Below are 15,897 nucleotides of genomic sequence, written 5' to 3' on the forward strand. Positions count from 1 at the left end.
TTAGCCTTTGGTTATTTATACAAGGCTTGTGGAATAACTTAATCAGTGGCGTGTGGCCAGGCTATTGGTAAATACTATGGAGAAGATAAAGAGGCTATGGTCAAATCAATCGAATACGCTACTAAGTTACAAAAAACGGCAGGCTATTGCAAATGTTTAGGCAGCTGTTTGGCTGTAAAATATTGACATGGTATAATAATTTTAATTCTATCTATTTTGCTGGATGCCAGGGGAACAAGCGGAACGGGGCATTTTAACTTAAAAAGATCCGTTCCAAAATGTGCATAACTGTGATGTTTTTGCGTTAATATTTTACGCGGTACAACACTATTGCAGGATCTACAAATTGTTGCTCATTATACTTGTCTCGAAAATCCGTAATATTACATCCGGAGGCAAGAGAAGCTAATGTAAAAAGCATGTAACCGGCAATAAAAAAGTCGGGTAGCCTTGATGAATATCTGTTGCAATCTCATAAGTTTGAATAAATCTTGAATCTTGTCATATAAAGTAACCATTGCTGACATAGCCAAAGAGCTAAATACAACAGCAGCCACCGTATCCAGGGCTCTAAACAATCACCCCGCAATAAGCGATGAAACCAAACATCGCGTGGCTGAGGCGGCCGAACGTCTGCATTACAAACCCAATAAAATAGCATCATCGCTTCGATCGGGTAAGTCATTCTCCATCGGCGTGATCATCCCGAGTGCTGAGATCAACTTCTTTGGTTCGGTAGTACATGGTATAGAAAACCTTGCTAACATCAACGGATACAACGTTTTGATCTACCAGACAAACGAATCCAGGGATTTTGAGGTTAAAGGGCTGGAAACTTTTTTATCTGCGCGTGTAGATGGCATTCTCGCCTCTATTGCCAAAGAAACGTCTGATTACTCTCACTTTATCGATATTAAACAAAGAGGCATTCCAATTGTTTTTTTCGACCGTGCAAACGATGATCTTGGAATATCTTCTGTTGTGGTTGACGACTATCGTGGCGGATATCTTGCCACCGAGCACCTGATAGAACAAGGTTACCGTAGAATTGCCCATATTTCAGGGCCTCAGCATATTAAGATCTTCAACGACCGGTTAAAGGGGTACATGGGGGCTTTGCAGGCACATAACATAAAAGTTGATTTTGATCTTGTTTATGCCGGTGATGTTTCTATTGAAGCCGGAAAAGCCGCAATAAAGCACATGATGGAGTTACCCCATCCGCCGGACGCTGTTTTTGCTGTGGAAGATTTTACAGCACTTGGCGCGATTAAAGAACTGAAAGACAGAAACATAAAGATCCCCGAACAGTTTGGTGTTATCGGTTTCGCAAACGAGTTATTTGGGGAACATATTACACCAAGCCTTTCAACAATTGATCAACAGACAGTAAATATGGGTAAGGAATCTTTCCGCCTGCTATTGGAGCTCATCAATACAAATAAAAGCAAGGCCGGTAAAGAAGCCAAACTTCAAAAAGTAGTACTGAAACCCGTGCCTATTTTCAGACAGTCATCCGCAAAGCGATAAGAAGGATAGTGTTGATGAACCACTAAGCCACAAAGGACACAAAGCGGCACAAAGGTAGATTTCGTTAATTCTTCGTGCGTTTTGGTGTTCTTCGTGTCTTCGTGTTTCAAAAAACCAGCTGAAAGCTGATAGCTGACAGCTCAAAGCTATTCTTTATTTCTTCGTGCGCCTTAGAATCTTCGTGTCTCCGTGTTTCAAAAAAACAGCTGACAGCTTTTAGCTGTTGTCAATTCTTCTACAAATCTTTATTTTACATTGCTAAACTTACATGTATGCCAATAAGAATGGTCGATGATCCGGATGATCAGTATGATAATAGCGGTGAAAATACAGGTGGCGGCGGTGGTCGTGGTGGTGGAGGTGGCGGACTGTTTCAGTTTCTGCCACTCATCCTGGGACTACTAATCCGCAAGCCCATATTGCTTGTGCTTGTACTGGCGGTAGGTGGATTCTTTTATCTGAAAGGTGGATGTAATATGGCCGGACTGCAACAACAGGCTGCGGCGGCATTTAGTACAGGTGGAAACCTCGACCCCAAACAATTTGAGAAAGCGCCTGTTTATGAAGCGTTAGATGACAGTAAGAACAACCTTCCCGAAGCAGTGTCGCTTGCAAAGTTTGCTCCTAACAGGCTTGATCAGGGCCACCAGGGAAGTTGTGTAGCCTGGAGCAGTGCTTACGGTGCAAGGTCAATTCTTGAGGCAGAAAGAACAGGAAAAGATCCCAATTCAGTTGCATTCAGTCCTTCTTTTTTATACAATCAAATTGGTCTTGATGGCTGCCAGGGTAGCTACATTATACGCGCTATGGAGAACATGACGCAGGTGGGAGCTGTTCCATTCAATGCTTTTCCTTATGATGAAAACGATTGTGAGCGTCAGCCAAATCCGCAATTGAAACAGGAAGCGTCACAATTTCGCATGCTTGGATTTACGCGCCTTACAGATGGTGACAAGATAAACGCGCTTGATCTCCGCGCAATAAAAGAACACCTGGCAAGGGATGTGCCTGTGGTAATTGGTATGATGGTAGGCGGCAGCTTTATGCAGGGTATGATGGGGCAGGATGTATGGCATCCTAATGACGACGACTATAATCAAATAGGATTTGGTGGACATGCTATGTGTGTTGTAGGTTATGATGATCGCAAAGAAGGCGGAGCTTTTCAGATTATGAATAGCTGGGGAAGTGATTGGGGCAACAATGGCATTGCCTGGGTACGCTACAAAGATTTCAAACATTTTGTAAGAGAAGCATATGGCGTAAATCCTATGCCAAAAGAAGGACTTGCTGCATCCCGCGACCTGGATGTAAGCATAGGGTTGGTTGAAGGCAAAACAAAAAGTTATATTCCGCTGCAATTAAAGAGTGGTAATATTTTTCAAACAAAACAACCGATCATTAAAGGCACCCAGTTTAAAATGGAAGTAAAAAATACTTCAGAGTGTTATGTCTATGTATTGGGGAAGGAAACAGATGGAAGCAGCTATGTGTTGTTCCCATATCCCAGCAGGCAGGATCCAACAAAAACCAAATTCTCGCCTTACTGTGGCATCACCGGATACAGACTTTTTCCAAGAGGCATGAGCATGATGGCAGATAGCATTGGAACGAAAGATTATATGGCGGTAGTTATAAGCAAAGATTCTTTAAATGTATTTCAACTGAACAATGCCGTAAACAGCAGCAGGAGTGCGGGATTTGAGCAGGCTGTAAGCAGTGCTGTTAAACGTCAGTCAATTAGTGGTGTTACTTTTTCAAATACTTCAGAAGGCACCATATCATTTAAAACCAACGCCGGCGATAAAAGCGCTGTTGCGTGTATTGTAGAAATAGACAAGCAGTAAAAAGCTATCAGCTATCAGCTTTTGGCCTGTCGCAATTGGTGTTCTTCCAACAAGAAATAGTAATAAAAGCCGTAATTAAGTGTCGTGTGGCACTGTATCACTCATACAATCTTCAATTCTTAATTACGGCTTATGTTCTAAAAAAAACTTCCATCCAATTTTTTTCGGATCTTACTCGTCTTACGGTCTAACATGTCTTACGATCTTACGGTCTTCTTATTAAATTTGCCTCATGTTTAATAAACCTTCTACACCATTCTTACAGGTCTTACACGTCTTACATGTTTTACGGTCTTACTGTCGTACGATCTTACGGTCTTACGGTCTTACCATCTTTCTCTGTATTTCTTTCTTCAAGTCATTGGCAAATGATTCCCTGATCTATCACCCCGGAGCCAACGCGGTAAAAGATATAGCTGAAGTTGTTGTAAAAGCCAAAGCAGAAAAGAAACATGTATTGATAATGGCAGGCGGCAACTGGTGTACCTGGTGTTACAGATTTGACAGGATTGCGACTGCTGACCGGCAGGTGGATTCTCTTATTCAGGCCAACTATATTGTTTACCATCTCAATTATAGCAAGGAAAACAAAAACGATGCGGTTTTTGCACAATATGGATATCCGCAGAGATTTGGCTTTCCTGTATTTATTATTCTTGACGCGGAAGGTAAGCGCATACAGACCCAAAATTCATCTTATCTTGAGCAAAATAATTACTATAGTAAAGAGAAGGTGATGGACTTTCTGAAAGATTGGTCGCCGGCTGCTTTAGATCCTAAAAACTATCCCTGATGTCCCGTGTTCAAAAGAAATGGTTGTATTTCGTTCTTGTTTTGATCAACATTCCAGTGGGTTTACTTAGCCGTTTTGCACCGCATTTGCCATTTATAGTGAAAGAATATGGAGGTGATGTTTTTTCTGCCAGTTGCATATTTTTCGGCGTGCGTTTTCTCGCTGTAAATAAAAAGCTAAGCTGGGTTGCAGTGGTAAGCTACTTAGTATGTATGGCAATAGAAACTTCACAACTGTGCCAGGCGCCGTGGTTAAACAAAATAAGACACACATTCCCGTTTGGAATTTTATTGGGATACGGCTTCTTATGGAGCGACTGTCTTTGTTATGCAGTTGGCGTATTAATAGCATTATGTATTGCCATAAGTTGCGAAAAAGCATTACCGTTAGTCTTAAGGCCTTCTGAAAGCCTTTAGGCTTGTATCGTCATTTAACGGTTGTTGTATCCTGGATGCGGCTTATTATGACTGCCGGTACGAATTATTGGTTTTAATTGAACTAATCTCTAACAATAGTTTGAGTATTGTCATAAGTGCTGCCAATAACCAGGGCCGCGCATGCAAGTGCAAGATCTTTCAGCATATTTACAAAAGATATGGCCTGCAGTTCTTTGTCACCAGCATCCATGTACCCTCTCAGGTGAATGGTTATCACAAAGATGATCAACATGAGTGCCAGCAAATAACCCGCAAGTTTTACTTTTCTGTTAATGATAAAAGCAATGGCGGCAAGAATGAAAGCTGTGCCTACTATATACACCCAGATCTTTCCACCTGGAATAAAGCTGGGAACCATGATAGCTAAATTTTCCGGATCCAGGAAGTGTTTTATGCCGAAGATGGCGAGGACTATACCAAAGCCAATGATGGCAATCCTCGAAATGATTGCGTTATTCATACGACAAGGTTTTAGTAATGAGAAGTTACAAAAAAAGCACGTAATTACAACGACTTATTTTTAACCGGTAAGATGTTAGCGCTTATATTTTAATGTTAAACTAAGGTACATGTATATCAAATACACCAACGGTTTGGCCTTTATGCAGACATTGGTGCATCTGCTGAAAAGCAGATTAACATCTAACCCGGCTTTGAAAAGAATATTATTATAATTGTTGTAGCATGCTACCGGGCCGGGCAAATGAAAATCTTTTAACTGTTTATATTGCACTGTTGTATTAACTTGTCGCGCTGCAAAGTTGTGGTCATAAATAAAATTTGTTGTTATGAAGATTGCTTTTCACGGAGCTACACGTACGGTTACGGGATCAAAACATTTACTAACTCTTAAAAAAGGCACGCAGATACTTCTTGACTGCGGTATGTTCCAGGGAATGGGGCAGGAGACAGATGTGTTAAATGCAACATTTGGGTTTGACGCCAGCGAAGTGAATTATTTATTGCTGTCGCATGCACACATCGATCATTCAGGACTAATTCCCAAATTGGTAAAGGAAGGTTTTAAAGGAAGGATATTCTGCACGCCAGCAACTATGGATCTCGCTGAAATATTGCTCGAAGATTCGGCAGAAATACAGCACGATGATATAAAGTTTATCAACAAAAAAAGAGCTAAGCAAGGCAAACCCCCGATTGAACCATTATATACATTGGAAAATGCGCAGGACGCATTGCCTCTCTTTGAAACAGTACCATACGGCAAATGGGTTACGATAGAGCCGGGGCTTGAAGTTTTGTACACAGATGCGGGCCATATCATTGGCAGTGCTGCTGTTCACCTGAAAGTAACAGAAGAAGGCAAGACAACTCATTTGACGTTTAGCGGGGATGTGGGCCGCTATCGCGACATCATACTCCGTTCGCCTGATGTATTTCCTCAGGCAGATTATATTATTATTGAAAGCACATATGGAAGCAGCTTGCATGAAGATGTTTTTAATACGCCGGATATTCTTTTCGACTGGATCCAAAAAACCTGTGTTGAAAGAAAAGGCAAATTGATTATCCCTGCATTTAGTGTTGGACGAACGCAGGAGCTGCTATATTTTCTTAACCAGCTTAGCATAGAAAACAGGTTGCCTAAAATTCCTGTTTATGTAGACAGTCCTCTAAGCCGCGAGGCAACCGATGTAGTAAAGAGCCATCCTGAAAACTTCAACAACCGCATCAAGAAATTATTGCAGGTAGATGACGATCCGTTTGATTTTGAAGGACTCCGCTTTACAAAAAGTGTAGATGAAAGTAAACTGATAAACGAATACCACGGCCCCTGCATTATTATCTCTGCAAGTGGTATGGCTGATGCAGGAAGGATCAAGCATCATATTCTTAATAACATCGGCGACAAACGCAATACTATTTTAATAGTCGGCTATTGTGAGCCCAATTCATTAGGGGGCAGGTTGATGAATGGAGCCAAACAAGTTCGCATCTTCGGAGATTACTATGATGTCGTTGCCGAGGTAGGCATTATGCGCAGCATGAGTGCGCACGGCGATTACGACGATCTTTCGCAGTTCCTGGCATGTCAAAATCTTGCTGAAGTAAAAACATTATTCCTTGTGCATGGTGAGTATGATGTACAACAGGAATTTCAACGCCGTCTTTATAAGAAGGGATTAAAACATATTGAGATTCCTGAATTGCATGAGGTGTTTGGGTTGAGTTAAATCAACCCTTTTAATCATATTTTAAGAAATATTTTTTTCCCTTGAGAATTTCTCTGCAATAACTTAATTATCAACTTTTTTGAGATAAATGTTAATTTGACATTTTTTTTGCTGATTAAATAAATTAACATTACTTTTATCCTAAGAATACTGAGATCGCCGCTAAAATGTGGCCGATTGTGTGTCATGTGAATAAGTGTTAATGCTAATTGCCTATATGAAAAAGCTGCCAAAGAACATGCTAAAACTAACGACTGAATTATCTGATTTTCCACTTTTCGAACGAGGAGCCTGTACCATTAAGTCTCGGAAGCTGATCTAGTTCCGGCATCATTTCACTAGTACGAGCATGCTGAAAAGTATGTAGTTTTTATTTACCGTTTTTAATAAATAACCTAAAACTTCTGCCTGATGTGTTTAAATCTGTTTAATGACTCCTAAAGGGTTTCGTAATCGATTACTTAATTGAAATACCTTTTATAACTCATTATTATTGCCATGAAAAAATTGCACTATCGCTTTTGCAAGGTAGGTGCCATATGCGGCTTAACTATGCTTGGGTTAACTGCCACATTTGGGCCGGTTTACGCAAAAGATCCAAAAAAAATTTACAGACCCGCGGACAAGACAATCACGGGTAAAATTACGGATGAAAAAGGTGCCCCTTTAGCCAACGTAAGTGTCATGGTTAAGGGTACTACAAGGGGTGTCACCACCAACGAAGCCGGTGAATTTAGTATTACGGCTGATGAAAAAGCTGTATTGGTTATTAACTACATTGGCTTTAAAGGACAGGAAGTGTCCGTTGCCAATAAAAGCAGCGTCAGCATTCAATTAGCATCTGATGCAGCCAAACTGGAGGATGTGGTTGTGGTAGGTTATGGAGCGCAAAAGAAAGTTACTGTTACTGGTGCCGTTGCCCAGGTTAAGGGTACAGAATTGGAAAAAGCTCCTACCGTTAACCTTTCAAATTCGCTGGCAGGTCGTTTGCCAGGTATTAGCGCGGTACAATCAAGTGGTGAGCCTGGATACGACGGTTCATCTATTCGTGTGAGAGGTACCAATACTTTAGGAAACACTTCTGCGCTTATAGTGGTAGACGGTGTACCGGATATTGCTGGTGGTCTTGAGCGTATCAATCCCGCAGATATCGAAAGTATGTCTGTGTTGAAAGATGCGTCTGCCGCTATCTATGGAGCCAGAGCGGCTAATGGCGTTATCCTTATCACTACCAAACATGGTAAATCAGGAAAGCCACAGTTATCATATACACTTAACCAGGGATGGTCTCAGCCAACACGCATTCCCAAAATGTCAAATGCTGTAGAATATGCTGATATCAACAACCTGACTACCATTTATAATGGCCTTGCCGATTACTCTTCAGAATGGGGGGCAGCATACGAGGCACTTAAATCAACTGGTACGTATAAATCAAGTGATGGCCAGGTGACTATTACAGCTCCTTTTCAGCCTGGTGATGTTAAAAAATATGCGGACGGTTCAGATCCCTGGGGACATCCAAATACAGACTGGTTTGGAACAACTTTGAAAACCTGGTCTCCGCAAAGTAAACAAACACTCCAGATCAATGGAGGCAACGAAGCAGTAAGATACCTTGCATCTTTAGGGTACACTAACCAGGATGGCTATTACAAAAATTCGGCAACAGGTTATAAGCAGTATGATATGCGTATTAACATGGATGCCAGGATCAATAAATACATCAATACCTCACTTGGTTTTACTGCACGTGAGGAATCTCGGTTCTTCCCGACAGAATCTGCAGGATCTATCTTCAGGATGATGATGAGAGGTCGTCCTACCGATCCTGAAGTATGGCCAAATGGTTTGCCTGGTCCGGATATTGAAAACGGTCAAAATCCAATTGTGATCACCACTAACCAAACTGGTTATGACAAAGACAAAAGGGATTATTTCCAGTCGAATGGTAAAGTTGAAGTGTTGATACCCTGGGTAGACGGTTTGAAAGTTACCGGTACAGCTACACTTAATAAAGAAATTCAACGTACTAAACGATGGGCTACACCGTGGTATCTGTATTTCTGGGATCATGTAACTTATGAGGCAGATGGTGTAACGCCATTGCTGACAAAGAATATGCGTTCTACGTTTACTACTCCGCAATTAAGTCAGGGAGATGCAAATTATCTTGATATTCTTCTTTCTGGTTTTGTGAATTACGATCACAATTTTGGAAACCATAACATCAGCTTAATGGCTGCGGTAACAAAAGAAACACACGACGAAGATGATTTTAATGCATATCGTACCAACTTCATTTCTCCAGCTGTTGACCAGTTATTTGCCGGTGGTACTGCCGGTCAGAATGTTGGTGGTTCAGCATACAATCGCGCTCGCTTAAGCTATTTCGGAAGGGCTGCCTACAACTATAAGGAAAAATATATGGCAGAATTCCTTTGGAGATATGATGGTTCTTATCTGTTCCCTCCTGAGCATCGCTGGGGCTTTTTCCCTGGTTTGTTGGCTGGTTGGAGAATTTCTGAAGAGAACTTCTTTAAGAACAACGTAAACTTTGTAAGCAATTTGAAATTGAGGGCCTCATGGGGACAAATGGGTAATGACCAGGTTTATTATGGTGGCGTATTGAAAGAATATCAGTACTTATCAACATATGCTTTCGGATCTTATCCTATCAATGGCTCTGCATTCAAAACGTTATATGAGACTGTATTGCCTAACCCTAACTTTACATGGGAAGTGGCAAACAACACCGATATAGGTCTTGAAGGTGCATTGTTTAAAAATGCGATCAATTTTGAGTTTGACTGGTTCTACAACAAGCGTACAAACATCCTGTGGCCTAAACAAGGTTCAACTCCGGGTTCTGCAGGTATCGCTGGCATCCTTCCTCCAACAAACATAGGTAGTGTTGAAAATAAAGGCTACGAGTTCAAAGTTGGTTATAACGGACGTATTAATGATCTTACCTTCAACGTAAGTGTGAATGGTGGATATGCTCAGAACAAGATCTTGTCTTTTGATGAAGCTCCAGGTGCTCCTGACTGGCAAAAGGCTACAGGACATCCATTCACTTCAAACGGTGGTACTGCCTTTATCGCCTATCAGTATGATGGTGTATTCAGAGACCAAAAAGATATTGATGCTAATACCATCGATTATACTTTCCGCGACAAATTATTGCCTGGCGACATGAAGTTCAAAGATGTGAATCATGACGGCAAAATTAATGGTGATGACCAGGTAAGACTGGATAAAACACAAGATCCTAAATTTACCGGCGGTCTGGCTATTAACATGCAATACAAAGGTTTTGATCTTTCTATTCTGTTCCAGGGTGCAACTGGTGGACTTCTTTATTTCGGTACTGAGTCTGGAGATATAGGTAACTATCTTAAATACAGTTATGATCATCAGTGGAGACCCGATGCTCCAAGCAGCGTGGATCCAAGATTACCAAACAGGAACGATACTTACTTCACTAACTTCTCTGACCACGGAAACAACACATATTTCCTAAGAAACAGCGATTATCTGCGTTTGAAAAACGTGGAGTTGGGTTACAACTTCTCTCCAAAGCTGTTGAAATATGCTGGCATCAGCAATTTCAGATTATACGTGAATGGCTTGAACCTGGTAACCTGGGATAAAATGAAGATCTGGGATCCTGAATCAACAAGTGGCAGCGGTCAGTACTATCCGCAGGCAAGAATTTTAAGCGGCGGTTTAAGAGTAACCTTCTAAAATGAATTACTATGAAAAGAAGATATAAATATATATTACCAGCGATAATGGGTATAGGGGTTGCTGTCTCCTCCTGTAAAACGGATTTCCTGAATACACAGCCGCTTAACCAGATTTCGTCTGATGTGACATGGACGGATGGTAACCTGTCAGAGGCTTTCGTTACCAATATTTACAACGGGTTGGGTAATGGAGGTATTGATGAACAGCAGCTTTCATCTTTATCAGATGAAGCTATATTTACCCATGCCGGTCGTGGTATTAACATTGTAAACGAAGGCTCACTGGATCCTTCTACTCCAGGGTGGGTAAGTGGAACTTATGCCTGGAATAATATGTACAGTTATATAAGGGCTACCAACATCTCGCTTGAGAACCTTAGAACACCAGGTTTTGACAACAAAGATCTGAGTGATCGTTTACAGGGAGAAGCACATTTTCTCCGCGCGTATTATTTTCAACAGATAGTTCGCTATTATGGTGCAGCACCAATTATAGATCGTTCATATGGATTAAATGAGGATTATTCTGCAGCTCGCAACACTTATGAAGAGTGTGTTAATTTTATTGTAAAGGACTGCGACAGTGCTGCTTTGTTGCTTGGTGGTAAAAGTATTGCAAAAGGAAGAGCTACAGTTGCCGCAGCACTCGCGTTGAAATCAAGAGTGCTTACGTATGCCGCTAGTGACTTACATGACGTGCCAACGGCCAAATCTAAATCAGCAGTAATCGCTAGCTACTCCAATCCTGAATTAATTGGATATGTGAGTGGAGACAGAACTGCCAGGTGGACGGCTGCAAGAGACGCGTCTAAAGCTGCTATAGACGCTGGTGGCGGTGGTTATATGATGAATTTAACTGCACCCGTAAGCAAAGACGTTGCCATTAGAAATTACGTTTCAATGTCAATGGGAGGCGGCAGCAAAAGCCCAGATGTAGACGCCTCTGCAGGTATTGAACTACTTTTCGCCAGGTATTTCACACCTGACATGTATACAGGCGGTCCTGGAGGTGATGGTACTTCCGTAGGGCTGGATAATGGACCTAACGGTTACCACAATTGGGCTGGTAATACCCCTATCCAACAAATGGTAGACGATTATGAAATGATGGATGGAACTAAATTTAGTTGGTCTAATACAGCTCAAAAAGCAAAGCCATACGAAAACAGGGATCCTCGTTTTTACGCTACTATTTTATATGATGGTGCGGGCTGGAAAACACGTAGCAAGATTACTTCTAACCCGGATCCTGTTAACCAGATCCAAAGCGGTAAATATCAAATGGTTGCGGGTGGCGCAGTGGTTGCAGGTCTTGATACCCGCCAAAGTGTTGTCGAAAACTGGAACGGTAGCTGGACTGGTTACTACCAGCGTAAGTTTATAGACGTCGATGATGCTGTTGTAGATAACAACACAAGGCAGTTCCTCCCCTGGCCGATTTTAAGAAATACGGAAGTTGTATTCAACTACATCGAAGCCTTAATTGAACTTCATCAGGACGCCGAAGCCCAAACATGGTTAAATAAGATCAGGTTTAGAGCTGGTATGCCGGCTGTAACGGAAACGGGTACAGCTCTTAGAGATCGCTACAGGAATGAAAGAAGAGTTGAAATGGCATTCGAAGAGCAGCGTTATCATGATGCCAGAAGATGGATGATCGCTCCCACAACGCTAGGTCGCAAGTGCCAGTATATCGCGGTTACTGGTATGTTAAAATCCGGAGCCGTTGCGCCGGCCACTTACAAATATGATCCTACAATTTATGATTACACCTATGCTCCGTTCGAGGATAACAGCCTTGAAAACAGGAAATGGGTGGATAAAATGTATTTCAGACCAATTGTGAGGGATGAGATGAATAAAAATGCAAAACTTATTCAGAATCCAGGCTATTAACAATTGCTCTTTTTCATTTAAATTTAAACCTATGCCGCATTACAACCGGCATAGGTTTTTTACTTTAGCGCGTATTTCAAATATTAAATCTTTTTTGCTTGACTAACTTATCCCCAATCAAAATACTACTGCTGGTGTCCGTATGTACGTCTTGTTTTTTTGCGTGTTCAACCGGATCGAACAAAAAAGAAGAAGCGCAATTGTTTACACTTTTATCTGAAAGCAAAACACATGTGAACTTCACTAACAAGCTAGAGGAAGGACTAAACACCAATGTATTGATGTACGAATATTTTTACAATGGAGGTGGTGTTGCCGTGGCTGATTTGAACAATGATGGTCTGGACGACATTTATTTTTCTTCGAACATGGAGGAAAACAAGCTCTATCTCAACAAAGGGAAAATGGAGTTTGAAGATATTACTGATGAAGCGAATGTTGCGGGAAGATATCAGCCGTGGAAAACGGGTGTAACTATGGCTGATGTAAATGGAGATGGTAAGGTAGATATCTTTTTATGTTATTCCGGCAACGTTAAAGGTATTGACCGGGTTAACCAATTATTTATCAATGAAGGAAATGATGCAAAGGGCATTCCGCATTTTACAGAGAGAGCAAAGGAGTATGGCTTAACCGATTCTTCGCACTCCACACAAGCATTCTTTTTTGATTATGACCGTGATGGCGACCTTGATCTTTTACTACTCAATCATAATCCGCAAAACCTTCCCATCCTGGATGAAGCGAGTACTGCTGCTTTGATAAGCCAGGAAAATCCTTCGATTGGTATAAGGTTGTATAAAAATGATAAAAATCTATTTCACGATATAACTGGTCAGTCTGGCATTTCTAGCTCATCGCTTACATATGGTCTCGGTGCTGGCATTGCTGATATTGATGGTGACGGATGGCAGGATATTTATATTTCAAACGACTATGGTGTGCCTGATTATTTATACATCAATAATAAGAATGGTTCATTCACCAATAAGCTTCCTCAAATGATTCAGCATATTTCTCATTTTTCGATGGGAAATGATGTGGCTGATATGAACAATGATGGTTTTCCTGATATTCTTACGTTGGACATGTTGCCTGAAGGAAACAAAAGGCAAAAACTTCTTTTTGCACCTGATAATTATGAAAAGTTTGATTTGAGTTTAAGAACCGGCTTTTATTATCAGTACATGCGAAATATGCTACAATTAAACAACGGCAATGGAACTTTCAGTGAAATAGGCCAGTTGGCTGGTATTTCTAATACGGACTGGAGTTGGGCGCCGTTGATGGCTGATTATGATAATGACGGCTGGAAAGACTTGTTGGTAACAAATGGCTACCTGCGCGACTTTACTAATATGGATTTCATGAAGTACATGAACGATTACATCAAAAGCCAGGGAAGATTAAAAAGAGAAGAAGTACTCGAACTCGTTCATCAAATACCTTCGTCTAACGTAGACAACTATTTGTTTAAAAACAATGGCGATCTTACGTTTAAAGATGTAAGTAAACAGTGGGGGATAAAAATGCCGTCTAATAGCAATGGTGCTGTCTATGCAGATTTAGACAATGATGGAGATCTTGATCTCATAATCAACAATATTGACAAACCTGCATTTATATATCAAAACGAATCAGATAAACAAAAAGATAATCGCTTTTTGCAGGTTAAACTAATTGGTGCGGCAGGCAACACACAAGGGTTAGGAGCTAAAGTGCGTGTGTTTAGTAAAGGAAAGCAACAGTATGTTGAGCAAATGCCAGCAAGAGGTTATCAGTCGAGTGTGTCACCAATCGTTCATTTCGGGTTGGGCAAGGATTCACTGGTGGATTCTATCAGCGTTACCTGGTTGAGTGGTAAACAGCAAACGCTTATAAACGTCAAGGCAAACCAGTTGCTCTCGGTTGATGAGAAAAATGCAAATCAGGAAGCCACACCACTTCAGCCGGTAAAACCAGCTTTCACAGAAACAGTATCGCCTGTTAACTATGTCAATCAGTCTAACAATATAAATGATTTCAAACGCCAGCCGTTAATGGTAAATCCGGTTTCCTTTAATGGGCCATGTCTTGTAAAGGGCGATGTTAACGGAGATGGGCTTGACGATATTTATGCCGGAGGCGGCGGTGGTCAGGCTGCATCCTTATTCCTGCAGCAAAAAAATGGTTCATTTGTCAAAAGCGTACAACCTGCATTTGAGGCAGATAAATTGTCTGAAGATGCTGATGCCGCAATATTTGATGCTAACGGTGATGGCTTTGCTGATATTTATGTAAGCAGCGGTGGGTATCATAATTATTTGCCCGAAGATCCGTTGTTGCAGGACAGGCTATATCTTAATAATGGGAAAGGATTGTTTCAAAAGGCAACTGACGCGTTGCCTCAAATGAAGGTTAGCAAGAGTTGTGTAAAAGTTGCTGATATTAATGGCGATGGACACCCTGATCTTTTTGTCGGCGGAAGAGTAATTCCGGGCAGATATCCTGAAACACCTGAAAGTTATTTGTTGATCAACGACGGCAAAGGGCATTTCTCCGATCAGATAAATACATTGGCGCCAACACTTCAGAAAATTGGAATGGTAACTGATGCAGCCTGGGCAGATATGAATAACGATCATGTTGCTGATCTGATAGTTACCGGTGAATGGATGCCTGTTACTGTTTTCATCAATAATAAGGGCAAGCTTGAAAATAAAACACAGGAATACTTTGCTAAAAATTATTCCGGCTGGTGGAACAGATTACTTGTTGGTGATTTCAATGGCGATGGCAGAACGGATATTATTGCGGGCAATATGGGATTGAATACGCAATGCAAGGTCAGCGAGAGCGAGCCTGCTGAAATGTATTACAAAGATTTTGATGATAATGGAGCTGTTGATCCGGTATTGTGCTTTTATATTCAGGGCAAAAGTTATCCTTATCTCACACGCGATGAACTGCTGGATCAGATGAGCTCAATGCGTACGAAATTCACAGATTACAAAGGGTATGCGGATGCGGGAGTAAAAGATATATTTTCTTCTGAGGAGTTAAAATCTGCAGGTCATCTTCAGGCAAACTTTCTTAAAACCGCATATTTTGAAAGTGAAGGCAACGGCAAATTGCGCGAAAAAGAACTACCCTTACAGGTACAATTCTCGCCTGTGTTTTCGATCACATCTTTGGATTATGATAGTGACGGACAGCAGGATCTTTTGTTCTGCGGTAATATAAACCGTGCGCGTTTACGGTTTGGAAAATATGATGCCAACTATGGAGTTTTGCTTAAGGGAGACGGAAAGGGCAATTTTAAATACATCAATCAACAGCAATCCGGTTTTCAATTGAAGGGCGATGTTCGTTGTGTGCTAAACTTCAATAACACGTTGTTATTCGGAATAAATCAACAGCCACTGAAAGCCTATAAAACAACAATGAAGTAATGATTATGAAAAGGTGTCTGGT

At 41.2% G+C, this 15,897-nt stretch carries 9 protein-coding genes; 8 read left to right on the forward strand and 1 reads right to left on the reverse strand.

The features are described 5' to 3' along the window. The first annotated feature begins 498 nt into the window (after window positions 1–498). From QTN47_RS24095 to QTN47_RS24110, 4 genes are all read left to right on the forward strand, one after another. Window positions 499–1,530 (forward strand): LacI family DNA-binding transcriptional regulator, encoded by a 1,032-nt coding sequence (locus tag QTN47_RS24095; RefSeq protein ID WP_369332003.1) that lies wholly within the window; start codon window positions 499–501, stop codon window positions 1,528–1,530. Between the two features lie 272 nt (window positions 1,531–1,802). Continuing rightward, complete coding sequence (locus tag QTN47_RS24100) at window positions 1,803–3,377, forward strand: C1 family peptidase (RefSeq protein WP_369332004.1); 1,575 nt, start codon at window positions 1,803–1,805, stop codon at window positions 3,375–3,377. A 232-nt stretch (window positions 3,378–3,609) separates the two neighbouring features. Beyond that, window positions 3,610–4,170, forward strand: a complete 561-nt coding sequence (locus tag QTN47_RS24105) for a thioredoxin family protein (protein ID WP_369332005.1) — start codon at window positions 3,610–3,612, stop codon at window positions 4,168–4,170. After that, window positions 4,170–4,586, forward strand: coding sequence for a ribosomal maturation YjgA family protein (locus tag QTN47_RS24110; RefSeq protein WP_369332006.1), 417 nt, complete (start codon window positions 4,170–4,172; stop codon window positions 4,584–4,586). Before QTN47_RS24105 ends, QTN47_RS24110 begins: the two co-directional genes overlap by 1 nt. 82 nt (window positions 4,587–4,668) lie before the next feature. Here the strand turns inward: QTN47_RS24110 and QTN47_RS24115 are convergent, their stop codons facing one another. Next, window positions 4,669–5,067 (reverse strand): DoxX-related protein, encoded by a 399-nt coding sequence (locus tag QTN47_RS24115; protein WP_369332007.1) that lies wholly within the window; start codon window positions 5,065–5,067, stop codon window positions 4,669–4,671. 328 nt (window positions 5,068–5,395) lie between these two features. Between QTN47_RS24115 and QTN47_RS24120 the strand changes: the two genes are divergently transcribed. The 4 genes from QTN47_RS24120 to QTN47_RS24135 all read left to right on the forward strand — a co-directional run bounded on the left by QTN47_RS24120 (window position 5,396) and on the right by QTN47_RS24135 (window position 15,875). Then, complete coding sequence (locus QTN47_RS24120) at window positions 5,396–6,799, forward strand: MBL fold metallo-hydrolase RNA specificity domain-containing protein (protein WP_369332008.1); 1,404 nt, start codon at window positions 5,396–5,398, stop codon at window positions 6,797–6,799. Between the two features lie 498 nt (window positions 6,800–7,297). Further along, complete coding sequence (locus QTN47_RS24125; protein ID WP_369332009.1) at window positions 7,298–10,546, forward strand: SusC/RagA family TonB-linked outer membrane protein; 3,249 nt, start codon at window positions 7,298–7,300, stop codon at window positions 10,544–10,546. 11 nt (window positions 10,547–10,557) lie between these two features. Next, on the forward strand, window positions 10,558–12,444 hold the full coding sequence (locus QTN47_RS24130) for a RagB/SusD family nutrient uptake outer membrane protein (RefSeq protein ID WP_369332010.1): 1,887 nt from the start codon (window positions 10,558–10,560) through the stop codon (window positions 12,442–12,444). 98 nt (window positions 12,445–12,542) lie between these two features. Then, window positions 12,543–15,875: a VCBS repeat-containing protein gene (locus tag QTN47_RS24135; RefSeq protein ID WP_369332011.1), complete on the forward strand. Its 3,333-nt coding sequence runs from the start codon at window positions 12,543–12,545 to the stop codon at window positions 15,873–15,875. The last annotated feature ends 22 nt before the right edge of the window (window positions 15,876–15,897 follow it).

The sequence above is a fragment of the Danxiaibacter flavus genome (assembly GCF_041060425.1).
GTDB classification, from domain to species: Bacteria; Bacteroidota; Bacteroidia; order Chitinophagales; family Chitinophagaceae; genus Danxiaibacter; species Danxiaibacter flavus.